The sequence below is a fragment of the Pseudomonas sp. JS425 genome, from assembly GCF_018223845.1.
GTDB classification, from domain to species: domain Bacteria; phylum Pseudomonadota; class Gammaproteobacteria; order Pseudomonadales; family Pseudomonadaceae; genus Aquipseudomonas; species Aquipseudomonas asiatica.
The window spans coordinates 3,397,433-3,421,562 of the sequence record NZ_CP073661.1 but is presented as its reverse complement, the minus strand read 5'-3'; the positions used below and the strand labels follow the sequence as shown (position 1 = coordinate 3,421,562).

Here is a 24,130-nt window from a genome sequence, read left to right as displayed (position 1 = left end):
GGCGTCCCCTCACACGTCCAGCAGCGGGCGATGCTTGATGTGTCGCGCAAAAACCTGCATGAACTGCGGATCGACGCGCGCTCCCCACACCGCCAGCGAATGGCCGACGATCCAGAGCACGGCACCGGGAATCCAGAGTTGCAGGCCCAGCCCCACAGCGGCAGCCAGCGTGCCGTTGGCAATCGCCACGGTGCGCGGCGCACCGCCCAGCAAGATCGGCTCGGTGAGCGAGCGGTGCAAAGGCACCTCGAACCCGGCCGCGAAGGTATCCGGGGCGCTCATACGACAGCCCCGCCGGAGAAGCTGAAGAACGATAGGAAGAAGCTCGAAGCCGCGAATGCGATAGTCAGACCGAACACGATCTGGATCAACTTGCGGAATCCGCCCGACGTGTCGCCGAAGGCGAGCGCGAGGCCCGTGGCGATGATGATGATGACCGCGACGATGCGTGCCACCGGCCCCTGGATGGATTCGAGGATGGATTGCAGCGGGCCTTCCCACGGCATCGAGGAACCGGCGGCCTGTGCGGTTCCGGCCAGGAACAGCAGCAGCGCGGCCAGCAGCAGCCCTTGCTCCGCAGGGCGCGCCAGGCTGCGCAACCGCGCCAGGTTGGACGGGTGCGAAGGCGGATTTACGGAAACACGGAAAGCAGGAACGGTCGTCTGCGTCATGGCAGTTCTCCAAGTGAGTCAGGGGATGGGAAAGTCGCCGCAGCGGATGCGGCATCGGGGATCGGCGGCAGCTCGGGAAACGGCGTTTCCAGCGCGTCCGCCAGTTGGTAGCCCACGCCGTCGAAGCCGACGACGCGGGCGATGCTCTCGATGCGGCGCTTGCGTCCGCGCCCGGCGATGTGGATCACTACGTTGACCGCCTCGGCGATCAGCGCGCGAGGCGGGTTCACGGCCACTTCGAGAATCAGTTGCTCCAAGCGCAGCAGCGCACCCAGCGCGGAACCGCCGTGGATCGTGGCGATGCCGCCGGGGTGGCCCGTGCCCCACACCTTGATGAGATCCAGCGCCTCGGCGCCGCGCACCTCGCCGACGACGACACGATCCGGGCGCAGGCGCATGGACGAACGCACCAGCTCCGTCATGGACACCACGCCTGCGCGCGTGCGCAGCGGTACGTGGTCGCGGGCCGCGCATTGCAGTTCCACCGTGTCTTCGAGCACCAGCACGCGGTCGCCGGTGGCGGCGATTTCCGCGAGCAAGGCATTGGCGAGCGTGGTCTTGCCGCTGCTGGTGGCGCCGGCGATCAAGACGTTCTGCCGCTCGCGCACGGCGCGAACGAGAAAGCCCGCCTGGGCGCTGGTCATCATCCCGTCGATGACGTACCGCTCCAGTGGGATCACGCCGATGGCCCGCTTGCGCAGCGCGAAGGCCGGCCCCGGTGCAGCCGGCGGCAAGATGCCCTCGAAGCGTTCTCCCGTCTCGGGCAACTCTGCCGACAGCAGCGGTTGGCCGCGATGCACCTCCGCGCCGACGTGGGCGGCCACGAGGCGGATGATTCGCTCGCCGTCCGCTTCGGACAGCTCCACGCCCATCGGTGCGCGCCCGCTGGACAGCCGATCCACCCAAAGGGTGCGATCGGGATTCAGCATCACCTCCACCACGTCCGGGTCGTCGAGCGCGGCGGCGATCAGCGGCCCCATCGCTGTGCGCAGCATCTGGATGCGACGGTCGAGCGACGTGGCGCTCATGGACTGCGGAGCGGCGCTCATGACGCACGCTCCTGCGCTTGCGCGGCAGCCGCCGCGTCCTCCATCCGCATCGGATCGGGGTGCAGTTCTTCCACCACGTCGCGCACCAGGCTGCGCCCGCGCAGCAGGTGGCGGCCCAACTGCTCAACGAATTGCTCGAAGCGCGCTTTGCCCTGGGCGCGAACGGCGTCTTGGTGCGCCTCGGGAACAGGCGTGCTCACGGTCAGGTAGTAGCGAATGAACAGCGCCAGCGTCTCGATCTGGATGTTCTGGTCGCGCTCCAGGCGCTCGGTCTGACGCGACAGGCGATCCAGCCGCTTGGCGATGGCCGCCTCGCGCTGGTCTGCTGCGTCCGGCGACAGCCAGGACGCCAAGGCAGCGGCGACAATGGACGACTTGGACACGCCTTTCTTGGCGGCCAGCTCGTCCAGGCGCTTGGCGTGCTCCGGCTGGATGAACAGGTTGAGGCGGTAGTGGCTCATAGCTCGATTCCGTCGTTGGGGTCGAGAGAAGCCAGCCGCGCCGTGCGCTGCATGGCTGGGTCAAGCTGGCGAGGAAGGGGAAGCGGCAGGTCGTCGTCGTCATCGAGCAGCGCGAGGTCGGCCGCAGGCGCGGCCAGCTCGGGGGCATAGGCAACGGCTTCGGAGAGTTCGGGCTGACGGCGCGGGCCTCCGTCGTCGGCAGAGGCAGCGAAGCCCTCGGCGGTATCGGCCGCAGGCGCGACGGGCACGGCGGAAATTGCCAGGCCGCTCCAGTCGTCAGGCCGCGATGGCGGCGCATCTGCGTACTGCCCGTCCGCCAGTGCAGGCGGTGGCAACACGCGGCGCTTGAAATTGCTGTCCGCGTAGTAGCGCAGCTTCTTCGCCTTGATCGGCGCCACGCTGGACACCATCACCACGGCTTCGTCAGGCGGAAGCTGCATCACCTCGCCCGGCGTCAGCAGCGGGCGAGCCGTCTCCTGACGCGACACCATGAGGTGCCCCAGCCACGGCGCGAGCCTGTGGCCGGCATAGTTGCGCTGCGCGCGCAGCTCGGTCGCGGTGCCCAGCGTCTCGGAAATACGCTTGGCCGTGCGTTCGTCGTTCGTCGCAAACGTCACGCGCACATGACAGTTGTCCAGAATCGAATGGTTCTGGCCGTAGGCTTTGTCGATCTGGTTGAGCGACTGCGCAATGAGAAAGCTGCGGATGCCGTAGCCCGCCATGAAGGCCAAGGCCGTCTCGAAGAAGTCCAGGCGCCCCAGCGCCGGGAACTCATCGAGCATCAGTAGCAGCTTGTGGCGGCGCTCGATGCCGTCGGAGCCATCGAGCGATTCGGTGAGGCGCCGTCCAATCTGGTTGAGGATCAGGCGGATGAGCGGCTTCGTGCGCGATATGTCCGAAGGCGGCACCACCAGGTACAGCGACACCGGATGCTCTGCCGCAATCAGGTCTGCGATGCGCCAGTCGCAGCGCGATGTGACTTCGGCCACGGTCGGATCGCGGTACAGGCCGAGGAACGACATGGCCGTGGACAGCACGCCCGAGCGTTCGTTGTCGCTCTTGTTGAGGACTTCACGCGCCGCCGATGCGACGACCGGATGCGGCCCATCGCCGAGGTGCGGCGTGGTCATCATCCGGTGCAAGGTCAGCTCGAACGGGCTGGCCGGGTCGGACAGAAAGTTGGCGACGCCGCGCAGCGTCTTGTCTTCGCCCGCGTAGAGGACATGCAGGATGGCCCCGACCAGCAGCGCGTGCGAGGTCTTTTCCCAATGGTTGCGCTTCTCCAGCGCGCCTTCGGGATCGACCAGAATGTCCGCGATGTTCTGCACGTCGCGCACTTCATGCGCGCCGCGCCGAACCTCCAGCAGCGGGTTGTAGGCCGCTGACTTCGCATCGGTCGGGTTGAACAGCAGGCAATGCGAGAAGCGCGAGCGCCAGCCGGCGGTGATCTGCCAGTTTTCGCCCTTGATGTCGTGGATGACGGCCGACGCGGGCCAGGACAGCAGCGTCGGCACCACCAGACCGACACCTTTGCCCGAGCGCGTGGGCGCGAAGGTCAGGACGTGTTCCGGGCCTTCGTGGCGCAGGTACTGGCGGCCGTGCTGGCCGAGGAAAACGCCGGCCGGTTGCGTCAGGCCCGCCTTGTGAATGTCATCCGCGTTCGCCCAGCGGGCCGAGCCGTAAGTCGTGACCAGGCGCGACTGCCGCGATCGCCAGATCGACATGCCGATGGCGACGACCACCGCCAATAACCCACTGCCGCCCGCGATGGCGCCGCCGGTATCGAACACGCGCGGCGCGTAAGCATCGAAAACGAACCACCACTCAAACAACTTCCACGGGTGGTAGATCGGCGTGCCAAGAAAATCGAACCAGGGCGAGCCAAGGCGTACTTGATAGCCAAGGGCGGCTGCTGTCCATTGTGTGGCGCCCCACACGCCGGCGATCAAGATGCCGAATACCACGGCAATCTGACCGAACAGCACGTTCGTCCCTTGCATGACCTGGCCTCCGATTTCTCCTGCGCTGATTCCTCATGGAAGAAGCGGCACAAGGGCGTGCCGCAGGCGTCAGGATCGGTGCCGGGTCAGTGCCGGTCAAAGACCGTTTAGAGCAGAAAGGTCGAGGAAAAAGAAAGAATGAGTGCGGTGGCGAGCCAAAGAAAAACGCCGCAAGCGCGGGCGCATTGCGGCGTGTCGAGAAAAAAGTGAAGGCGAATCGGCGAACGGCCAACAATCAGAACTTTGGCGACTCTTTCGGCGGTGTGTAGGGCGTTTCTCCGTCGCCATAGAACCGTTTGCGCGTGGCTTCTGCTACCCGGTTGCACAGCACGTCGCCCAGCTTGGAGCGGTCGGTCTTGCATTGCTGGCGCAGTTCCTTGAGCCGGTCGGGGTTGGCCGCCAGTTCTTCCACCGTCGGAATGCTTGCCTCCGAATCGGCAGCTTTCTGAGGTGCCTCTGATTGGCCGCAAGCGGCCAAGGTAGTCACCAGCAAGAACGGAATGATCTTCTTCATGGCATCAATTCCTCCGGGGGATCAGGGTTGCGGCCTCGTATGGGCCTGGGAGTTTCCGGCAGTTCGATGGCCTGTACGCGCTCAATGAACCGTGTCAGTTCGTCGGACGGATCACCGTCAAGACGAAGCAAGTAGGTCGTAAGCGGCGGAACGCGCGACGCCAGCGGCCGGGCCACGACACCTAGCTCACGGCTGGTGGCAATGTGTGCAGCGCCCGCCAACCCGAGCGCGAAGCCGGCCGATACCAGTGCCATCATCAGATCGCACGTGGCAACTCGTTCTGCGATGAGCGGCTCCATGTCAGCACGACGCAGCACTCGTTCAACGTGCTTGGCATGGCCTTCACACACTTGCGGATCGCACAGGACCAGCGGATAGCGCAGCAACTCGTCCAAGGGAATGCGCTTGTGGGCCAGCAGCGGGTGGCGGGCAGGCACCGCCACCATCAACGCATCGCTCCAGGCAGGCATGGCAACGATGCCGTCGCCAACCTCGTTGGACTGGGCGAACCCCACGTCGTACAGATCGCTATGCAGCCCTTGGATCTGCTGCGATAGCGGCACCTCGAAGAACCGGATTTCGACCTCGGGTTCTTCCTGGCGACAGAGCACGAGCAAGGCGGACAGGCGCGACGGCGTGATGCCGTCGGACAATGCCACGCGCAACTGCCCGTGAAAACCATTGGCTGCCGACTTCACACTGTCCCGGGCCTGCTCAACGGCAGCGAGCACACGGCGCACGTGCTCAAGGAACAGTGCTCCGGCATGAGTAAGCCGTGTGCTGCGCGTGGTACGGGCAAACAACACCACGCCGAGTTCTTCTTCCAGTTCCTTGATAGCTCTCGACAGTGGTGATTGCTCAATATGCAACTTCTCCGCCGCACGAGCGAAACGGAGTTCTTCGGCCACGGCCAGGAAGTATCGTAGGTGACGAAGCTCCATGATTCATATTCCGCGTCGCGCAGAGAAGCCGAATCACACTTTCTCTTTGCTATCGCCCGATCCTGCCTTGAATTCCTTCATGAACTGATGTAGCTGCGGCAAAAATGAAGATAGCAGCGGGTTGTTCTTATTTGCCAAGATGGTTCCACCGAACAGTTTCAGACCGACGGCAAATGCTGCCGCTTCCGCTTGGCTGCTGAAATCACCTCTGCTGCTGACCCGTGCCACGATGGACATGATGTCGTCATGACTTCCAACCTCAAACTTCAGAGGCTCTCCATCGCCGGGGACACCATTTGCGTCAGTCAGTTGCTCCAGGGTTACGCGATAGCGGTATTGCTTCATTGCAAGGCTCCTTACGTTATAGATTGATGGCGTTATTCCCCAATATGGATCTTCGGCGTCACGGACATGCCGACGCGAAGATTCGCAGCGTCAGGTTGGTCGGGGTCGATGCGGATGCGCACAGGCAGGCGCTGGACGATTTTGGTGAAGTTGCCCGTGGCGTTGTGTGGTGCGACGGCCGAGTAGCTGACCCCGCTAGCCGGCCCCAGGCTTTCCACGGTTCCTTTCAGCGAGGCATCGGGCAAAGCATCCACCTTGATGTCCACCGACTGCCCGGCCCGCACGCGCGCCAACTGCGTTTCGCGGAAATTGGCCGTGATGTAGACCGCATCAAGCGGGATGACCGCCAGCAACGGCTTGCCCGCATTCACGAATGCGCCGACGCGCACCGACTTCTGGCCGATCACGCCGCTGATGGGCGCCGTGATTTGGGTATAGGAGAGCTTCAACTCCGCTGCGGCCTGCGCCGCCTGCGCTTGGGCTAGTGCAGCCTTGGCCTTTTTAAGATCGGCTTTCAGGATGTCCGTCTGCTGCCGCGCCGCTTGCAGGCCAGCGCGGTTCTTGTCCCGGCTGGCCAGCCGAATGGCCAACTGCGCCTCGGCCTGTTGCTGTGCCTGGATCGAGCCTGATCCGTCTGAAGCCAGGTTCCGATAGCGCTTTTGGTTGGCCTCGGCCAATTTGAGTTCTGCGTCGTCCACCGCGACGGCCGCCTGCGCCTGACGTATCGCGGTTTCCTGCTGCGCCACACGCGCGGCAAGCCCTACGACGCTGGCCTCGGCGGCAGCGACCTGTGCCTTTGCCGCATCCACCGCAACGATGAAATCCCGGTCGTCGATGGCTGCGAGCAAATCCCCTGCCTTCACTGGCTGGTTTTCTTCGACCAGTACCTTGCCGATCACTCCCGACACCTGGGGCGCGACGAGGGTGAAATCAGCCTGTACATAGGCGTCGTCCGTGGATTGGGTCGATGCGCTGGACTCGGGACGATTCAGATAAATGACACAGCCCGCTGCGACTGCGAGCAGCAGCACGGCACTGGTGATCTTGGCTTTCTTCGGCATTGCCATGGTGAAACTATCCTTGGGACGACGACGGTGTGGAATGAGAAGCGGGGGCCTGCAAGTCGGGCGCGGGAATGTAGGTCAGCCGCAGTACGAAGGGAACCATCACCAGCGCCAGAACGCCCAGCACGCGATAGGCATCCGCGACCGACAGCACCAGTGCCTGTTGGCCGATGATTCCCATCAGTTGAGCGGGCTCCGGGGCAAGCGGAACGGAGTTGCCTACCAACGCGGCGTGATCCAGCAGCATCTCGGCGTGGAACCGCTGCCTTACGGTCACGAGCTGCCCGACCATCGCGCCGCCGAATACCGAGCCCAGGGCGCGCAGCGTGTTGATGTTCCCCGACACATACGGGCCTTCGCTGGGGTGCACGACGCTGGTACACAGGAACAGCAGCGAGACAACGGCCATGGGCTGGCCGAAGGCTTGCAGCGTCTGCGTCAGCACGAACTGGTCGCGGTTCCAGTCGGAAGTCAGTTGCGCACCAAAGAAGCACGCCAAGGCGATCAGCAGCAGGCCGCCCGCAAACACGAATCGGGCATCGACCCATTTCCGGTACAGGAACAGCGCCACCACGAAACCCAGGATAAGTTGAGGCAGCGCGACGATCAGGCCGATCGGTGCCATCTGAAGCGGCCGGTAGCTCTGGAGCGGCCCAAGATAGGTCATCGGCAACATCACGCTAGAGTTCAGCACGACAAGAAGGCAGAAGAACAAGGTGAAGCCCAACGCCAGGTTGCGGCGACTGAGCATCTGCAATTTGATGAACGGCGCCGGGTGATACCACTCCGTCAGCAGATAGGCCGCCAGCAGCGTCAGCCCGGCCACCAATGAGACGACGATGAGGGGGGAGTTGAACCAGTCCAGCCGCACGCCCTGATCCAGGGCGACGGTAATCAGGGCAAATGCCGGTATGCCGAAAGCCAGGCCGGGCCAGTTGGCCTGCGGGAAGCGGTCTGTCTGGATCGGGTCTTTCGGCAGGCCCCATCCGATCAACAAGGCGGCAATGGCCGCGAGCGGAAGAATCTGCCAGTACACCCAGCGCCAATCGAACAGGCCATCGGTCCATTGCCCCGCCAGCCAGATCGAAAGGTTCGGCGCGAAGGTGGCCGTCAGTGCATACAGCGCCAGTCCGTGCAGCCGGATGTGAGGCGGCAGGAATTTCAACGCCGCCATCATCAGCACGGGAATCATCGTGCCGCTGGCGATGCCTTGCAGGAAACGCATGACCAGCAGCAGATCGAGGTCATGGATGAAGGGGATGCACACCGCCAGCAAGGTGCATACACCGATCATCCACAGCTCGAATCGGCGCAGCGAGAGGGTGATGGCGAACCATGCCGAGAACGGCAGGGCGATCATTTCACCCGCGCTATAGACGGTGGTGAGCCAGGAGGCATCGTCCAGGCCGAAGCCCAGCGCGCCACGCACGTCCGCCAGTGCCAACGCACCCACGCGGTTGTTCAGTCCGGCCATCATGGCCGCGATGAGGATGCCGACCAACCCGGCAATCGCCCGCTTCGGCGGGGCTGCCGCAGCAGCAGGTGCGGGTGGCGCCGCTGTCGGCTGCAACGCTGCGGCACTCATTGGTCAACCTTTGATTGCAAGCTGGCCGGCGATGTGGTGGTCGTCAGAGGTGCATCGCCACTGGCCTGTCGCCCGGATGTGAGTGCATCAGGGTCCCAGCCACCGCCCAGCGACTTGTAGAGATTGACCAGGGTGAGCGCGGCGTTGGTGGCGCTGGCATTGAGGCTGGTCTGGCTGGCGAGGACGCCGCGCTGCGCGGCCAGGACATTCAGGTAGTCGGCAGCGCCTTCCTGATAGCCGCGCTCGGCAACATGCAGCGCCTGCTTGTTCTGCTCATACGAAACCAGCAGTTCGGTATGGCGGTTCTGCTGGGCTGCCCAGGCGTCCAGGGCGTTGTCCACTTCATGCCAGGCTTGCAGCACCGTCTGCCGGTAGGCGATGGCGGCAGTTCTTTGCCGTGCCTCGTTCAGCGCAAGGCGCTGCTTCAGACGCCCGCCCTGGAAGATGGGAAGATAGACCGTGGGGCCGACGGAGAAGAACCGGGAATCCCAACTGTCCAGGTCGTTGAACTCGAAGGCTTCGACGCCGATTCTTCCCCGCAAGCCGATTCGTGGATAGAAGTCAGCCTTGGCGACGCCGATGGCCGCTGTCGCGGCATGGAGCTGGGCTTCGGCGCGCCGTATGTCTGGCCGCTTGCGTGCCAGTTCGGAAGGCAGGCCCACAGGCACGTTGGAGGGAAGCGAAGGCAAAGGCATCGCTTGGAGCAACTGCGCATCGAGGGCACGCGGCTCCTCTCCCAGCAGCAACGCAAGCGCGTTCATCAAGGCATTGCGGCGCTGGGTCAGTTCGGGCACCAGCGCCTGGATTGTTGCCAATTGCGCACGTGCCGAGGAGGTTTCAAAGCGTGTGGCGACGCCGTTGCGCTCCCTACTTTCGGCAAGGCGGAGGGTGCGGTCGGCCACTTCCAAGTTCTGTCGGGTGATGTCCAGTTGCGCTTGTGTCCCGCGCAACTGGAGATAAGCGCGAGCTACTTCGGCGGACAGGGCCACTCGTGCCGCCTCACGCTCGTACACGGTGGCCTCGAAAGCTGCGGCGGCACCTTCGCGTGATCGCCTCGCACGGCCCCATAGGTCGAGTTCCCAACTGGCGTCGAAGCCCAACTGCCAGAAATCGCTCGCGCTCGTCGGTGCGCCCAACGCGGCGAACTTGCCATGCTCGCTAATGGCCTCGCGGGTGTAGCCCGCCGAGGCTCCCACGCTGGGTAACAGCAGCGAAGAGGCAATCCCTAATTGCGCCCGGCTTTGCTCGATGCGCTCGGCGGCGATCTGCAAGTTCAGGTTGCTCGTCTGCGCCCGGGATTGCAGATCCGTCAGAACGGAATCGTTGAACAAGATCCACCACGAAGAAGGGAGGCTGGCGGCGGATGTTTCCTGGGGCTGCGCGTAGTCGACCCTGGGCGACAGTTGAGCGGCCGCGAGCCTGTCGTCGGGTTTCACGAAGTCAGGGCCAACCGCGCAACCGACCAGTGAGATCGTGCAGAGCGCCATGCCTGCCTGTCGCAGCAGTTGTGAGAGCAGCGGTTGTGACGTCATGAAGTTCACCAAATATGAAAGTGTACCGAACCGCTCGGTTCGATAATTCTTCAAGGATAAAGCCGACCAGCCACAGAAGAATTCAGGCGTCTTCATAATCGAAGATGCCCATGAGGCGGTTGTCAAAGTTGACTCGAACCGAGCGGTTTTGTACTATATCTAATCTAGATCACCGGGTCAAAACCTTCAATCCAATCAGATGCGACGCACCAATCAAGTCATGACCGACCCGCCACCGAGCAGCGGCGAGTTGAACGCCAAGGCCCTCACCGTCTTGCGTGCTGCGCGCAACGTCTTCCTGACCCATGGATTTAGGCTCTGTACGTAAAGTATTGTCGCAAGCACCGCATAGCGCAGGCCAATGAGACCATCGCCGCAAAACTTGTTGCGAGCTTGTCGAAGCGCGTCACGATGCGACGGTTCTCCTTCAGCCAGCCAAACATGCGTTCGATGATGTTGCGCTGCCGATATTTGGGGCGATCAAAAAGTCGAGGCAATCCTGGCTTGGTTTTGCGCTTCATGCTTCGCAACGGAATGACTGGCTGCATGCGATAACGATCACAATACTGGCGCAGCGCTTCAGCGTCGTAACCCTTGTCAGCCAGCAACCAGCGGCAACGCTTGCGTGGGCGACCGCGCAGGCTGGGTATGCAAGCCTGATCGAGTAGCGGTTGGGCATAGGCTATATCGCTGGCTTGTCCGCCTGACAACAGGAAACGCAGAGGCACACCATTGGCGTCGCACAGCATGTGAATCTTGGTCGTCAGGCCACCCCGGCTGCGCCCGAGCGCGTGGTCTTGCGGTTCTTCAAATCCCCTTTTTTCCCGGCACCTGATGAGGCCCGGGTTGCTCGTACGGCAGTGGAGTCGATCATCCATGTTTCCAAGTCAATCAAACCCTGCTCATTCAATCGGATATGAAGACGCTTGAGCATCTGATCAAAAGCTCCGCAATCACGCCATCCCCGGAACCGTTGATAGATCGTTGACCAAGGGCCGAATCGTTCGGGCATGTCTCGCCAGGCTGCGCCAGAGCAAAGCACCCAGAGAATACCGTTTAGCATCAGGCGATCATCGGCCCGAGGGCGCCCGGTGCGCTGATTTTTGGTGAAGATATCTGCAACCAGATCCCAGGCTGCGTCGGGAAGTTCATACCGCTTTGCCATCTTGGCCTCCTGGCTTTAATGGCGGTGTATTTTACAGAAAATCGTATTTCTTGGGTTTACGTACAGAGCCTAGTGCAGCAACAACCGACATGATCCAGCGCGAGGCTGGAGTGTCCAAGTCCACTGTCTATGCGCACTACGCGAACAAGGAAGCACTCTTTACGGCGGTGATCGAAGCCGAATGTGCCGCGTTCACGAACACCGTGCATGGCATCGAGTTCCGTCCCGGGAAGCTGCGAGAGACGTTGACCAGGTTGGCTCGGGCCTATCTAGACATCGTGCTCTCGCCAGGCGGGTTGGCTATGTTCCGCGTCGTGATCGCCGAAGGTCCGCGCTTCCCCAAGCTCGCACGAGCGTTTTACCTCGCCGGCCCGCAGGTCATGACGACGTTGGTGGCCGGGCAGTTGGCCAGCGCGGCAGCTTCCGGTGAAGTCGATCTTGGAGAAATTGGCCGTGATACTGCCGCGAGCCTGTTCATCAACTTGGTTCGCGGCGAACCCCAGCTTCAGTGCCTGACTCATCCGGATGCCGCACCTTCCTCGGCGCAGATTGACCAGTGGGCGAACGCAGCCGTGGTGACATTCATGCGTGCCTATGGTCGCGGTGAAGACTCGCCCAATAAGCGCTCCCAATCATGATGCCGAATGGGGCAATCGGTACGAAGAAATCAGATGACGCCCTTAAGGTGATGGAACTTTGCACGGCCATCACGCGGCTTTTCACAGCAAGGAATCAAGTGCTGAACGGCGTCGCTGCTCCGTTTGGTTTGACCGCTGTGCAGGTGATGGCACTACACCATATTTCTGCCGCTCCAGCATGTACGCCTAGCACTTTGGCTCGTAGCCTTGCAGTCGATTCGGCTTCGGTTACAAGGCTGCTAGACCGTCTTGAGCACAAGGACATGATCCAAAGAGCGGCGCAAGAGCGTGTGGATCGCACGCATGATCGAAGAGTTATCGAAATTGTTCTAACTGAACATGGAAGCAACGCGATACGTGAGCTGACGTCACATTGGCAGTGCGCGCTCTTGGAACTGACGGAGGCTTTCAAACAAAGCGAAATACACGGATTGGCACTAGCTGATTGACGGCCCACGCTGCCGCCCAATCTCCCACGACACCCCGCCGCCGCGCACCGTTGCGGCTAGCTGCTGTCCCAGCCGCTGCTCGATCACCGGCTTCCACGGCACCAGGCTGAATCCCATGCCGTCATCGAGCATGGCGTAGCGCCCGCTGGCGAGCATGACGCTGCGCCGGTAAATGCCGGCCATGCGCTGCCCGTCCGCTGCCGGCCGATGCTCCAGGCCGGTTTCGGCAGCAATGTCTTTGGCGGCCTGCGCCAGTTCCCGGTTGCGCAACGTGCCCAGCAGATTCCGGGCGAGGATCACGCGCTGCCCGCGCCGCTCGGCCAGCCCCTGTTCGGTCAGGAAGTCGGCGCGCTGCTGCATCGCCTGTTTGGCCTCGCTGCCAAAGCCCAGGTCGCCCAGGCCCGAGCCGCCGCCGATCAATTGCTGGTCGAGCCAGGTGGCCCCGATCACGCGGGCCTGCCGCTCGATGGGTAGGTGCGATTTCAGTTCCACGGCTACGCCGCCTAGGCGCTGCGCGTCGTAGCGGCGGCCCTGCTCGGCCAGGTCGTCCGGCACCTTCCATAGCCCTTCGGCCACGCGCTCCACGATGCCGGCCCGGCGCAGAGCCTCGAGGCGGCGGACGTGGGCCGCGACGACTTCCTGCGGGTCACGGCCGGGCTTGGCTCGGCCTTGCTCAATCGCTAGGTGATGATCGGTGCGGTACAGCCCATCGCTCGCCAGCGCGGCGATGTTCTTGTCGGCCGCGCGCACGTCGGCCGATCCCTTCACCTCCACCACGGCGCCGGTCGGATAGTTCGCCAGCTCGTCGCGGGCGTTCAGCGCGACGTAGTGGGCCTTGCCGTCCACGCCGTCGATGACCAGATAGCCCCGGTCGCGCAGCTCGTCGGCCAGCCCCTTCGCGGCCACGCGGCCGAGGATGGTTCGGCCGTTGTCGCTCGGCTCGAAAACCGCCAGCTCGCGCGGCTCGCCGCGCATGGCCCGCTGCATGGTGCGGATGATGTCGCCGCGCTCGCCCAAGGCGCGCAGGGTCTTTTCAGCGTCGGCATGGACGGCCCAGGTGCCGGGCTGCGTTTCATCGGCCAGGCCCAGGCGCTGCAAGCGTTGCAGGCGGCCGACCAGCAGCAGGCGCTGGCGTTGCAACCTCGGCTCGTTGAGCCGTTCGACATGCACCAGGCCATCGTCGCCCGGCTCGCGCTTGAGCGTGCGATCCAGGCTCGTCCACCGCTCCTGCTCCACCTCGCGCTGCAAGGTCTGCTGGATATCCAGCTCGGTGCGTGGCCCCAGCCATTCGGTCGCCAGTTCGGCGGCGCGATGGCGGAAGCCGTGCGCGATGTAGTCGCCCGCGATGATGAGGTCTTTGCCGGTGTCGTCGCGCCCGCGCACGACGATGTGCGTGTGCGGGTTGTCGGTGTTCCAGTGGTTGACGGCCACCCAATCGAGGCCCGTGCCCAGGTCGGCCTCCATGCGGCCCATGAGGTGCCGCGTATAGGTGCGCAAGTCCTCCAGTTCAGCGCCATCCTCGGGCGAGAGGATGAAGCGGAAGTGGTGCCGGTCGTCGGCGCAGCGTTCCTTGAACGCATCGAGGTCGGCGGCATCGGTCTGCGGCCCGTAGGCTTGGCCCGGCTCGCCATCGCGGCCCACGCCATCGCGCTCGATGTAGCGCAGGTGCTTGGCGAGCGATTGCGGGCTGGCGTTGCGCTGGTTGACCAGCAGCGTCTTGATGGTCACGCGCCGCGACATGGGCGTCAGCTTCGCCCCGGCGAAGCGCGCCGCCGTGTGGCCGCGCCCCAGGCGCGAGCCGGGCCGCTGGCCAGCGCGTGCGCTGCCGCTGCTGCCTGCGGGACGGCGCACCGAGAACTTACCGCCGCTGGCCTTGCCCGCCTGCTTGAGCACCTTGGAGACGAAGCCCTGGCCCCGGTTCTTTGGGGCGCTGGGGCGGATGCGGAAATCATCGTCGCGGCGGTCGGTCATGGTTGCGCTCCCTGCAAGCTCTGGCGTGTCCGGTCGTGCGAAGCACGCGGACATGCCTGCATTGGCGCGGGCCTCGCGCCCCAAGCGGCACGGTGGCGAAGCCGCTGCGTGCCGCGCCACCCCCATGTGCAGACTGGCTTTCGACGAGGCCCGGTGCCGCGTCCTTTTGTCTTGCCTTCCGCCTTTGCCCTTCGCTGTCGCTCCGGGCGTCGGCGGCCCGGCGGCGCTGCGCTGCTTGCAGCCAGCCCGCCGGCAAACGCGCCAATGGCCGCAGGCCAGGCGCATTCGAGGCAAGACGCCTGCACGTTGGACGGCTGCGCCGAAGGCAGCGCGAAGTGCGGTGCGAATGCACCCGCACTGCACGCGCGACGACACGGCGACGAACAGCAGGACGACATGCCCGATGGCACGATGAAATGCACGGCGACGTGCAGCGAATCGGCGGTCTTCATGGGCGGGACTCCAGCCAGACCGGATGCGCGATGCCGATCACGGCGGATGCGCTGACCGGGCCGAAATAGCGGCTGTCGAACGACGCCGGATTCGCCACGCTCAACAGGAACAGCTCGCCGTCGGCCAGCGGCCGGCAATGCTGCCAGGATGGCAGCGGGCGGCCCAGCCGGTCGGCAGGCAGCGCGGCAGCCACCGGCACGCCGTCGATGCGAACCTGACCGGCAACGATGCAGACGTGTTGCGGCGCGACTGCACCCACGCGCTTGAGCAGCGGAATGTGAGCCGGCAGGTAGCCGCGCTGCGCAGCGAGCGCGGCAGCGTCGGCAGGCAATCGGGTCAGGACGATGCTGCCCACGGACAACGGACGTGGCAGCGAGGCGGGCCGATGGTCGAGTGGATCGACGCGATACCAGCCGACCGCTACGCTGTCGGACGGGTTGTAGATCAGGCGCGGCAGCGGTTGCACGAACGCCGCCCAGGCCAGCGCAGCGAGGCCGACGGCGGCGAAGCCCGCCAGCACGATGCGAGCGCGCAGGCGCGAGCGAGGACGCGGCGAGGCGGATGAAGTGGAAACGGTCGTCATGGCAGCACCTTCCCGGCGAGCCAGGCGGTATGCCGCTCGGCGGTGTATTCGGGCAGCGGCAGGCGCGCCGCGAGCCGGTTGCCCAGCGTGCGCCAGTACGCGGGCGAGACGGCAGACGGGGCGATGCCCAGCGCCTCGATGGCGTCGATGCGTTCCAGCACGGCGCGCACCGAGTTCTCGCCTTCGGCGTGCAGCAGCAGGCGCGCGCCGGGCCGCACGCCGGGGATGCGCTGCAAGGCATCCAGCGGGGTGCCAGCCTGCATCACCATGAGCTGCCAGCGGATCGTGCCGTAGTCGTTGGCCTGCCAGCGCACACGGCAGAACATTGCACGCGGCAGGAACACCGCGCAGCGCCGCCAGCGATCGAGCTGGAGCGTGCGCGCCGGTTCGCCGAAGCGCAGGTAGAGCTTGAAGCGCGGTTCGATGTAGGCCAGCGATACGCGCGTCAGTGGCACGTTGCCGGCCTCGCCGGCGAGCGTCGAAAGCGAAGGCAGCGACGCAGTAGCCGGTGCAGCCGTCGCCGCGTGAGCGGCAGGCAGAACGGATGCGTTCATGGCAGGTTCTCCGGGCGCTTGTCGGGAAACTCCCGTTCCAGCAGGCCGCGCAGCATTTCGGCCACGGTCACGCCCTGGCCGAAGGCGGCGATCTTGATGCGCGCGCGTAGCGCGGGCGTCACGTCGAGCGTGAGGCGTGCGGTGTAGAGGTCGCCCTTGTTGAGCGCATCGGCGTCGCCCTGGCGAATCCACGCCTCGGCGTGCGGATTCGCGGGCGGACGCGCACCGATGCCGACGCGCTTGCTGCGTGATGGCTTTGCAGTCATGTCGGCCACCGCAGCAGTTCGTCCACCAGCGCGGCTATCTCGCGTGCGGCGGCGCTGTCCGGCGCCGTCTCGCGTGCGAGCCGACCGGCGGCCACGCTGTCGGCGAAGACGATGCGCTGGCGAACCTCGGCGCGCAGTGCCGGCAGCGGCTGTTCGGCCAGCGACTGCCGCGCCTCCCGACCGATCACCGTGGTGCTGACGCGGCGGTTGATGACGAAGGCCGCGCGCAGCGCAGGCCGGAACACCTGGGCCTCGCGGATCAGTGCCACCATCTCGGCGCTGGCCCACAGGTCGTAGGGGCTGGGCTGCACGGGGATCAGCACGCGCTCGGCCGCCAGCAGCGCGGAGCGCGCCAAGGCGGCGATCCTGGGTGGCCCGTCGATGATGACGTGATCGGCCCGCCTGGCGAGTTCTGGGGCTTCCTGGTGTAGCGTCTCGCGGGCGAGGCCCACGGCGCTGAACAATCGTGGCAAGCCCTGCTGGCTTCTGCGCTGCGTCCAGTCCAGTGAGGAACCTTGCGGGTCGGCGTCCAGCAGGACGACCGATTGCCCACGCATCGCCAGCTCGCCAGCGATGTGGGTTGCGAGCGTGGTCTTGCCGACGCCGCCTTTCTGGTTGAGCAAGGCGACGATCATGGCGCGGCCCTCCGAACTGGAAAGCCAGCGTGGTTTTGCCTTGCCGAACGGGGTTGGTTTTTGGTCTGCCTTTGCCTTCGGTACTGCGGCGCTTTTTGCCTTTCGGCAGTTGTCCACCGAAACGGCGCTTCTCTACTAAAAGTTAGAGAATTTAAGTTAGTAATGTTAGAGGGCGAGAAAACCCAGTGCTGGCGCGGGTTTGCGGCCGATTGGCACGCCTGATAGCACGATAGTGCCACGCCTGATAGCACGATACCCCGCACGCCTGATAGCACGACACCATTCACAGCTTGTCCCGAAGTTATCCCCGTGCCGTAGGCGGCACGGGCCGAAAGGTCAGCAGCTCCGTTCCGTCGTCCGGCATCCGCTCGATGCCCAGGACGTAGCCGGGCAGCGACTGCCGCGCCACCAGTGCGCGCAGGTCGCAGGCGAAGTCGTAGGGCTTGGCGGTGCTGCCGGATTTCTGGTGCAGGTAGCGGAAGTCGAACTGCCAGCCGTATTCCTGCTTGCCGCCGTGCTTGCGCACCAGGCGGTACAGCCAGCGCTCGATACCGCCGGTGAGCCGGAAATACGCCGGGTCGATGGTCAGCACCAGGGCCGCATTGAGCACGCCCGCATAGAACCAATCCGGCAGGATCAGCTCGATACCCAGCGGCGTGCCGCTGGCATCGGCCAGCTCCTTCCACTCGTTGATCCACGAGAAGCGGTGCAGGCGTCGCCCGGTCGTCTCGCGGATGGATGTGGCCACCGTGGTCGATTGCAGGCGATCCAGCGCGGCCTTGAGGCGCTGGTAGTCGCGCAGCGACTTGCCTCGCCCGATGAAGCGCAGGATCTCGTAGGGCGTGGCGCGCATCAGCCGCGACGGCCGCAGGCCCGCATCCTTCGCCTCCACGATCTGCGAGGCCGCCCAGATCAGGATGTCGGCATCCCAGATGGTGGCGATGCCGTGTTCCTGCGTGCCTTCCACGCGGATCGTCACGTTGCCGGCACGGAAGTCGATCGGCGCCGTGCGCCGCGACTTCGCCAGCGAGAAGAACGGATAGGCCATCAAGTCCTGGCTGTCGCGCGGCGCCATGTCGCCGGGCAAGGCGCGGAACAGGTCGAGCTGTTCGCGCTCCTGTGCCGGCCGCTGCCGGGACGGCAGCGCGGGACTGGACATGACGGCGGCCACCCGTGAACCAACGATCAGCGGCGATCACGGTAGTCACCCGCATGGCGCTCGGCATACTCGGGGTCGGACGTGGCATCGAAACTGCGCGCATCGGCCCAGGCGTCGAGGTCGGACACCGCGTACATGACGCGACGGCCGAACTTGCGGAACTTCGGCCCGCCGCCGATCACGCGCTGTTTCTCCAGCGTGCGCGGGCTGAGGCGCAGATATTCGGCGGCCTCGTCGTTGGTCAGGTAGCGTTGGGGCTGCGCGGGCGCAGCGACAGCAGCGGCGGCAGGCCGCAAGGGAGCAGGTCGCATGGGATGTACCTCCATCAAGCCCGGCCACACCACGCGGCCGGATAGAGGCACTTTCAAGAAAGCAAGGCTTCCTGCTAAGGGACGATTTGCAGGGGGCGCGAAACGCCCCCCCCTAATGCGGTGCAACTGGCGGAAGCTGCGCCAGGCGGCGATAACCGCCGCGCATCAGCGCCTCGCCACGACGCACCAGCCGCCGCACGCGGGCACGCAAGGCGCTGTCCTTGTGCCAGTCGGCCGCGACGGCATCCGCGCCGAACAGCCCTTCGGCCACCTCGCGCAAGGACGCGCCCGTCAGGGTCGCGTCGAGCGCCTGGAATGTGTGCAGTTCCAGCAGCGCGGTGGGCGTGGGCCGGGAACGGGCCGCCGCCGCAGGCGCGGCAGCCGTCGCCACGGCCAGGGCGTCCAGTTCGGCCGCGAGCGTGCGATAGCGCGCGCAAGGCGTGGCGCAGGCGCGGGTCGCGTACAGGTAGGCCATGCCGTCTTCCATCCCTGGCCCGAGGGCGAGTCGCAGGCAGCAGCCCGGCCAGTGCGACACCAGCACCAGGCGCTTGCCGTCGTGGATCAGGTGCTTGCGGCCTGGGACGCGCCAGAACTCGAAGGCATAGGCATCGGGTGGCGGATCGGCATCGGGGTAAAGCTGCACCACGGCATCGTGGTCGGGGAACCAGGCCGGATGCGCGTCACGCGCATCCAGGGCGGGATCTTCCAACAGGCGCAGGCCCCAAGCCTGCGCCGCGTCCGGCTGGCGGCGACGGCGCAGCCAGTCGCGCCGGTAGTCGGGATTCCTGCGCAGGTACTCCCACGCCAGCGCGGGGCCATCGAGATGCAGCGTGTAGAGATACGCTGCGGTCGGATACCAGTGTGCGGCGCTCGAATCAGCCATGACGCAGCCTCCTGTCGATCAGCAGGAACGTCGCTATGGATTGCGGCTTGCGGGAGCTACCGTTTCAACATCAAACTGCCATCAAGATCGGGGTAAGCTGTAACTTGTGGTGTCAAGACCGATTCGCTCCGGTGCATTGCCAAAATCGTCTGAACGCGACGGCTGCACCGCCGGAAAATGGTGCGCAGCACTGGACACCGTGCCGCAGCCCGCGCCAAAGATCGTGACTGTTTCCAACACAGTCGCACCGCTTCGGTGCAAGAGTGCGGAATCAGACCCGCACGGTCTCGACTAAGACCGAAATAGTCACAATGCGTCCCGGCTGGACGGACTGCGCAGGGTTCGATCAGTCCGTGATCGAGCCGTTCTCCTGCGCCAGCCGGACGTACTCCGACAGCGGGCGTGCCGCCTGGAAATACCGATCCCGCCGCACCGGCAGCTTGCGCGGCCCGACGATGGCAGCCAGGTCGGACAACTTCACCGTCCCCAAGGCGGGCATCCCGATCCCCAGGTCGATCAGGCCGTAGGCCGTATCGCCATCGGCGGGATCGAGCGAGGCCAGCAACCAGGTCGCGTGCGCGTCCGGGGTGAACAGCCGCACAGTCGGCACCGGATCGGTGTCCTGCCCGGTGGCGCGGGCCTGGCCGTTGGCCAGCAACCGCGCCCGTTCTTCATCGGTGACAAGCGGGATCACGGCCGTGTCCCTTCCACGAATGAACGAAGCCGCCGAAGCGTATCCCCGTTTCCGCACGGATGCACAGATGCGCAAGTCCACGCATCCGCAGAAGCGTAGAGGCACGAAGGCGCATGTACGGAAGTCAGGAAAGACACGGATCAGGCTCTCCGCTTTTGAAGAAATCCGCCGAGGCGGATTTCTGTAAAGGCACGAAAACAGGTGAGATTGGATGAATGAGTTAAAGATAACGTGGTTTTAATTGTGTTGCGAATCGACGCTTCTGTCTATGCAGAAGCGACCCGTCCAGCGCGGCCGACCAGTCGGTGCCACTACCTTCGACGCCGAATTGGCCCAGGCCTTCGGCGCGGCGGTGCGTGCGCTGCGTACGGAACGCGGCATCGCCCAGGAGACGCTGGCCAACCTGGCGGGCATCGAGCGCTCGCACATGGGCAAGATCGAGCGCGGCGAACATGCGCCGACCCTGGCGGTGATCTTCAAGATCGCCGGTGCGCTGGAATGCAGTACCGCGGTACTGATGGCCGAGGCGGAAAGCCGACTTCAAGCCGCCGAGGCATAGCCGCTGGAAGGAAACACCCCGCCGCAACGGGCGGGGCGCTGCGGCCGTCAGGCCGCCTTGGGCTTGCTGCGCGACCAGATCAGGTCGTGCGTGCCGTCCTCGTTCTCGATCAGGCGGGCATACACCGTCGCCGGGAACGAAGGATCGTCGATGCTCACGGACAGGTACTCGCGCCCGGCCTCACTGGTCTTCTTCCACGCCGCGCCGACCTCGTGGCCGGCCGCCTGGAGGTGGAAATCGGGGGCGTTCTCGCTGTCGCCCTTGTCGTTGGGAACCAGCTTGACCTTGACGTTGAGCGTCAGGGTGCGAAGCGTGCCGGTGAAGCCGTCTTTCTCTGCGGTGAAGGTGCCGATGTTTGCCATGATGTTTCTCCTTTCGGGTTGAACAAGGTCGCGCCAGTGCGTCCTTGTTGTGATCCGGCCGGCGGGGGATGGGCTGGCCGCACCGCGCAGCGGTCGCAACACCGTGGAGAACCTGGAAGCGAAAAGAATTTGCTGCGCGAGGAAGCCGCGCAGCGGCGGGGAAATTGTTTTCGCTGGAAGGTTGCGGCCATGAAGCCCAAGGCGCAGCCGTTCCCTCGCCAGGATTCACGACAAGCCAAGGACGCACGGGCCGCCCACTCCCGAATGGAGACGTGGCCGACTCGGCATCCCCGAGTGACGGCTTCACCGGCTTGCGCCCTGACGCGGGCAAGGCCAACAGCCCAACGGCAAGCAAGAACGCCCCTTGCCGCTGCTTGCGGCAACATGCTTGAGGCGTGGCGTGGATGCTCCATAGCGAGGCCGGGTGGCGTGTCGGTGAACCGTCCTTTGTGACGTACAGGCGCGAACCGCCAGCGTCGAGGACGGCACGCTTTCGCACAACCTGCCGCAGCAAGTCGCTGCGTAGGCCCGCGCAGGCCTGTTGCGGCGGGCGCGCTGCTCTCGCACTGCTCATGCGGCTTCGGCGAGTTGGTTCAGGCCCGGGCCACCAATTGGATCGAAAATGACTCTGGCACTTCAGGTCATTTGAAGGTGGGGCTTATGGCGCGCGCACGGCAAATAGGCTGAACATGCGCTGACAGCCCTGTGGTTCGGGGACTCAGAGTTTAATGGAACGGCCGGTTCTTGGAGGTTCCCATCAGTGGGAAACTTCCGAACGGTCTTTGCTTTGTGTAAATTTCGTTGAGGTTGGGCATCGCTTGAATGGGGATGGGCCAACAGCCCTGATGCCCTCTGGCCTTTGCATCGGCTTGAGGTCGTCAACTGAATCTGATTTTGTTTCTGGACAGGGTTACTGTTTGGCCCATCGAATAATGAGTTTGCAATGATAAGCAAGAAAATCAAACAGCGGCTTCATCGCTTCGTGTTGCATGCCGTCATCTTTTCAGCCTGCTGCGCGGTGATTGGTGTAGTGATTCTATCCATTATTGCAGGGCGTGCTGCCGCCATCGATCACGCCGAAGACAACGCAGAAAATTTGGCGATCTCGCTTGCCAGGCAGCTTGATGACACCTTCAAAATGGCCGATGCGACATTGGGCCCGATGGTCGATCTAATGGAAGGAGCTGCGCGAATCGATCCCGAGAAGCTTCATGCTCTGGTTCTCAGGCAGTTGGGGCGATCAGATCGGATTCAAGGTATTTTCGTGTACGACGAGCATGGAAATTGGGTGCTTTCACCGAAACAGGAGGGTGTCGCTCTCGCCAATAATTCCGATCGTGATTATTTTGTTTTTCATCAGAATCACGATGACGATCAATCTTACGTGGGTAAGCCCATCCTTTCACGCATGGACGGCGAGCGCATTCTGACCATCAGCCGACGCTTCAATAAACCGGACGACACGTTTGGCGGCGTCGTGCTCATCAGTTTCAAAACAAGCTATTTCGAAGCGCTTTACCAGCAATTCGACTTGGGCCCGCAGGGGTTGATCAACCTCGTGAATAGCGATGGCGTCGTCTTGCTTTCCTCCAGACTGAATAATGAAGTGGCGCAGAATGGCGATCAGTGCAAGTCAGATGCAACCCGGACGACCTGGCAGGCCAGCTCTGTGTCAGCGAAGGATAGACACAGGAACCTCATAATCGCTGCTTCCGCTCCTGTTCCCCCCTACGACTTATGCCTCGTAGTCGGTTTGGACGGGGACGAAGCGCTTTCGACCATGCCGCTATTGATCACCATGGGGGCCGTCGGTGGAGGGCTTATCGTCATGCTTCTGCTAGGGGCTGCCCTATGGCTGGATCGTAAATTGATCGAGACCCTCGGCAATGAAATCAAGCTGATCGAAGAGTCGAGAACGGACGCGCTGACGCTGGTTGCCAACCGGCGAGCCTTTGACAATCACCTCGCAGCGATGCTTCAGGCCGCCCCACTGGTGCCAACCATGGGGAGTATTCTGCTGATCGACGTCGATCACTTCAAAGGCTTCAACGATCGATACGGCCACCAGGAAGGTGACGAATGTCTACGCAGGGTTGCTCATGAATTGAGTTCGATTGTCCATCGGCCCGAAGACCTTGTAGCTCGCTATGGTGGTGAAGAGTTCGCGATCTTGCTGCCGGGATGCGGGCTTGCCGTGGCCTGCCGCATGGCGCAGGAAGCTGTGTCGCGCATCAAGGCACTGGGCATTGAACACGCAGGAAGCTCTCATGGTGTAGTGACGATCAGCATCGGTGTCGCGGCGACGGCCATTCCTGGGAGTTATTCATCTGCAGCCCTGATCCGGGATGCGGATCGTGCGCTGTATTGTGCCAAGCGCGAGGGGCGCAATTGCTTCCGCGAGCACAGTTAGCGGGTTCGCGCGTCCGCAGAACTCCTATACGGGCGCATTGGGGGCTGCAGTCTGCGGTTCCAGAATTACCGGCGACGAACCGCCAGCGTCGGGGACGGCACGCTTTCGCACAACCTGCCGCAGCAAGCCGGGGCGTAGCCGCCCACGCTCCACCTATTGCGTCGGGACGCTGGCTATCTCGCAAGCGGAGCGCGCAGCGCCGCAGGCGCGAAGGCGTGAGGGATTGAAGCCGAATGGCCGTGACGCCACCGGCGGCACGGGGCGCAGCCCGAAAGCCCGGTGGCGCATGGCGCCGACACGCCCAGGTCGTTCTATATTTTCAGTAAGAAACCCAAGATAAGCACATGACCATCCAGCTCCGACACGAAACCACGGACGATATTGCAGCCATCGAAGCCGTCACGATTGCCGCTTTTGCCGATGCACCGCACACCAGCCACACTGAGCAGTTCATCGTGTGCGCCTTGCGTGCAGCCAATGAACTGACGCTTTCCATCGTGGCCGAGGAACATTGGCAGGTCGTCGGCCACGTCGCACTGTCCCCCGTCATGATTACCGATGACCAAGGACGGAAGGCTGATGGTTGGTACGGGTTGGGGCCAATCTCCGTCCTACCGCAAAGGCAGGGGCAAGGCATCGGTTCGCGCCTGGTGGAACAGGCGCTGACCGAACTGCGAACCATGCGGGCCGCAGGCTGCGTACTGCTGGGCGATCCCGCGTACTACACGCGGTTTGGCTTTCAGGCCCATGCGGGGCTGCAACTGCCGGGCGTGCCGCCCGGCTATTTCATGGCGCTGCCCCTGCATGGGACAGTGCCGGAAGGCATCGCGCACTACAGCGATGCCTTCAACGCCGCCGCCTGAGCCAGCGCGAAGG

The 24,130-nt window shown here is 64.1% G+C and carries 28 protein-coding genes; 6 read left to right on the top strand and 22 right to left on the bottom strand.

The window, feature by feature from the left end; all coding sequences use genetic code 11:
• Positions 1-9: 9 nt before the first annotated feature.
• The 12 genes from KDB76_RS16040 to KDB76_RS15985 form a co-directional block, all read right to left on the bottom strand.
• Positions 10-282, bottom strand: a complete 273-nt coding sequence (locus KDB76_RS16040) for a VirB3 family type IV secretion system protein (RefSeq protein WP_035481271.1) — start codon at positions 280-282, stop codon at positions 10-12.
• On the bottom strand, positions 279-671 hold the full coding sequence (locus KDB76_RS16035) for a TrbC/VirB2 family protein (RefSeq protein WP_033955067.1): 393 nt from the start codon (positions 669-671) through the stop codon (positions 279-281). The genes KDB76_RS16040 and KDB76_RS16035 overlap by 4 nt, the downstream gene beginning before the upstream one ends.
• Positions 668-1,720, bottom strand: a complete 1,053-nt coding sequence (gene trbB, locus KDB76_RS16030; RefSeq protein WP_100469020.1) for a P-type conjugative transfer ATPase TrbB — start codon at positions 1,718-1,720, stop codon at positions 668-670. The genes KDB76_RS16035 and trbB overlap by 4 nt, the downstream gene beginning before the upstream one ends.
• Positions 1,717-2,181: a ribbon-helix-helix protein, CopG family gene (locus tag KDB76_RS16025; RefSeq protein WP_100469019.1), complete on the bottom strand. Its 465-nt coding sequence runs from the start codon at positions 2,179-2,181 to the stop codon at positions 1,717-1,719. The genes trbB and KDB76_RS16025 overlap by 4 nt, the downstream gene beginning before the upstream one ends.
• Positions 2,178-4,181, bottom strand: a complete 2,004-nt coding sequence (locus tag KDB76_RS16020) for a conjugal transfer protein TraG (protein WP_212632158.1) — start codon at positions 4,179-4,181, stop codon at positions 2,178-2,180. The genes KDB76_RS16025 and KDB76_RS16020 overlap by 4 nt, the downstream gene beginning before the upstream one ends.
• Before the next feature lie 235 nt (positions 4,182-4,416).
• Positions 4,417-4,695, bottom strand: coding sequence for an EexN family lipoprotein (locus KDB76_RS16015; RefSeq protein ID WP_011806066.1), 279 nt, complete (start codon positions 4,693-4,695; stop codon positions 4,417-4,419).
• Positions 4,692-5,636: a LysR substrate-binding domain-containing protein gene (locus tag KDB76_RS16010; RefSeq protein WP_212632157.1), complete on the bottom strand. Its 945-nt coding sequence runs from the start codon at positions 5,634-5,636 to the stop codon at positions 4,692-4,694. The genes KDB76_RS16015 and KDB76_RS16010 overlap by 4 nt, the downstream gene beginning before the upstream one ends.
• A 33-nt stretch (positions 5,637-5,669) precedes the next feature.
• Positions 5,670-5,981, bottom strand: a complete 312-nt coding sequence (locus KDB76_RS16005) for a DUF3861 domain-containing protein (RefSeq protein ID WP_212632156.1) — start codon at positions 5,979-5,981, stop codon at positions 5,670-5,672.
• A gap of 32 nt (positions 5,982-6,013) precedes the next feature.
• Entirely contained in the window at positions 6,014-7,048 is a 1,035-nt protein-coding gene (locus tag KDB76_RS16000) for an HlyD family secretion protein (protein WP_212632155.1), read from the bottom strand.
• A gap of 7 nt (positions 7,049-7,055) precedes the next feature.
• Complete coding sequence (locus KDB76_RS15995) at positions 7,056-8,630, bottom strand: MFS transporter (protein WP_249206207.1); 1,575 nt, start codon at positions 8,628-8,630, stop codon at positions 7,056-7,058.
• The gene (locus tag KDB76_RS15990; protein WP_212632284.1) at positions 8,627-10,162 is read right to left on the bottom strand and encodes an efflux transporter outer membrane subunit; all 1,536 of its coding nucleotides are present in this window, start codon (positions 10,160-10,162) and stop codon (positions 8,627-8,629) included. Before KDB76_RS15990 ends, KDB76_RS15995 begins: the two co-directional genes overlap by 4 nt.
• A 311-nt stretch (positions 10,163-10,473) precedes the next feature.
• A protein-coding gene (locus KDB76_RS15985) for an IS5 family transposase (RefSeq protein WP_086005488.1) occupies positions 10,474-11,327 on the bottom strand; the annotation gives its coding sequence in 2 pieces (ribosomal slippage) (positions 10,474-10,983 and positions 10,986-11,327; 852 coding nt in all).
• A gap of 89 nt (positions 11,328-11,416) precedes the next feature.
• Here KDB76_RS15985 and KDB76_RS15980 point away from each other — a divergent pair.
• On the top strand, positions 11,417-11,965 hold the full coding sequence (locus tag KDB76_RS15980) for a TetR/AcrR family transcriptional regulator (RefSeq protein ID WP_249206206.1): 549 nt from the start codon (positions 11,417-11,419) through the stop codon (positions 11,963-11,965).
• The gene (locus tag KDB76_RS15975) at positions 11,962-12,414 is read left to right on the top strand and encodes a MarR family transcriptional regulator (RefSeq protein ID WP_212632154.1); all 453 of its coding nucleotides are present in this window, start codon (positions 11,962-11,964) and stop codon (positions 12,412-12,414) included. Before KDB76_RS15980 ends, KDB76_RS15975 begins: the two co-directional genes overlap by 4 nt.
• On the opposite strand, the gene KDB76_RS15970 is transcribed toward KDB76_RS15975, so the two are convergent.
• The 5 genes from KDB76_RS15970 to parA all read right to left on the bottom strand — a co-directional run bounded on the left by KDB76_RS15970 (position 12,403) and on the right by parA (position 16,876).
• A complete protein-coding gene (locus KDB76_RS15970) occupies positions 12,403-14,385 on the bottom strand; it encodes a relaxase/mobilization nuclease and DUF3363 domain-containing protein (protein ID WP_212632153.1) in 1,983 nt (660 codons plus the stop codon). The genes KDB76_RS15975 and KDB76_RS15970 overlap by 12 nt on opposite strands.
• Positions 14,386-14,833: 448 nt before the next feature.
• The gene (locus KDB76_RS15965) at positions 14,834-15,421 is read right to left on the bottom strand and encodes a S26 family signal peptidase (protein ID WP_212632152.1); all 588 of its coding nucleotides are present in this window, start codon (positions 15,419-15,421) and stop codon (positions 14,834-14,836) included.
• Positions 15,418-15,975 carry a DUF2840 domain-containing protein gene (locus KDB76_RS15960; protein ID WP_033938356.1) on the bottom strand — a complete coding sequence of 186 codons (558 nt, stop codon included), beginning with the start codon at positions 15,973-15,975 and terminating at the stop codon, positions 15,418-15,420. Before KDB76_RS15960 ends, KDB76_RS15965 begins: the two co-directional genes overlap by 4 nt.
• Positions 15,972-16,241: a chromosome partitioning protein ParB gene (locus tag KDB76_RS15955; RefSeq protein WP_106469695.1), complete on the bottom strand. Its 270-nt coding sequence runs from the start codon at positions 16,239-16,241 to the stop codon at positions 15,972-15,974. Before KDB76_RS15955 ends, KDB76_RS15960 begins: the two co-directional genes overlap by 4 nt.
• A complete protein-coding gene (gene parA / locus KDB76_RS15950) occupies positions 16,238-16,876 on the bottom strand; it encodes a ParA family partition ATPase (RefSeq protein ID WP_106468511.1) in 639 nt (212 codons plus the stop codon). The genes KDB76_RS15955 and parA overlap by 4 nt, the downstream gene beginning before the upstream one ends.
• On the opposite strand from parA, the gene KDB76_RS15945 reads away from it, so the two are divergent.
• Positions 16,875-17,015, top strand: a complete 141-nt coding sequence (locus KDB76_RS15945) for a hypothetical protein (protein ID WP_158704774.1) — start codon at positions 16,875-16,877, stop codon at positions 17,013-17,015. The two genes, parA and KDB76_RS15945, sit on opposite strands and share 2 nt — an antisense overlap.
• 162 nt (positions 17,016-17,177) lie before the next feature.
• Here KDB76_RS15945 and KDB76_RS15940 read toward each other — a convergent pair whose 3' ends face one another.
• The 4 genes from KDB76_RS15940 to KDB76_RS15925 form a co-directional block, all read right to left on the bottom strand.
• Positions 17,178-18,035, bottom strand: a complete 858-nt coding sequence (locus KDB76_RS15940; protein ID WP_106468512.1) for a replication initiator protein A — start codon at positions 18,033-18,035, stop codon at positions 17,178-17,180.
• 26 nt (positions 18,036-18,061) lie between these two features.
• Positions 18,062-18,346, bottom strand: a complete 285-nt coding sequence (locus KDB76_RS15935; protein WP_106468513.1) for a helix-turn-helix domain-containing protein — start codon at positions 18,344-18,346, stop codon at positions 18,062-18,064.
• 112 nt (positions 18,347-18,458) lie between these two features.
• A complete protein-coding gene (locus KDB76_RS15930; RefSeq protein WP_106468514.1) occupies positions 18,459-19,229 on the bottom strand; it encodes a DUF2285 domain-containing protein in 771 nt (256 codons plus the stop codon).
• A 346-nt stretch (positions 19,230-19,575) separates the two neighbouring features.
• Entirely contained in the window at positions 19,576-19,923 is a 348-nt protein-coding gene (locus tag KDB76_RS15925; RefSeq protein WP_199792477.1) for a DUF2958 domain-containing protein, read from the bottom strand.
• A 268-nt stretch (positions 19,924-20,191) separates the two neighbouring features.
• Between KDB76_RS15925 and KDB76_RS15920 the strand changes: the two genes are divergently transcribed.
• Entirely contained in the window at positions 20,192-20,482 is a 291-nt protein-coding gene (locus KDB76_RS15920) for a helix-turn-helix transcriptional regulator (protein WP_006452450.1), read from the top strand.
• A 47-nt stretch (positions 20,483-20,529) separates the two neighbouring features.
• On the opposite strand, the gene KDB76_RS15915 is transcribed toward KDB76_RS15920, so the two are convergent.
• Positions 20,530-20,844: a DUF736 domain-containing protein gene (locus KDB76_RS15915; protein ID WP_106468516.1), complete on the bottom strand. Its 315-nt coding sequence runs from the start codon at positions 20,842-20,844 to the stop codon at positions 20,530-20,532.
• 943 nt (positions 20,845-21,787) lie between these two features.
• Here KDB76_RS15915 and KDB76_RS15910 point away from each other — a divergent pair.
• Positions 21,788-23,254, top strand: a complete 1,467-nt coding sequence (locus tag KDB76_RS15910; RefSeq protein ID WP_106468518.1) for a diguanylate cyclase — start codon at positions 21,788-21,790, stop codon at positions 23,252-23,254.
• Between the two features lie 344 nt (positions 23,255-23,598).
• Positions 23,599-24,117, top strand: coding sequence for an N-acetyltransferase (locus KDB76_RS15905; RefSeq protein WP_106468519.1), 519 nt, complete (start codon positions 23,599-23,601; stop codon positions 24,115-24,117).
• The last annotated feature ends 13 nt before the right edge of the window (positions 24,118-24,130 follow it).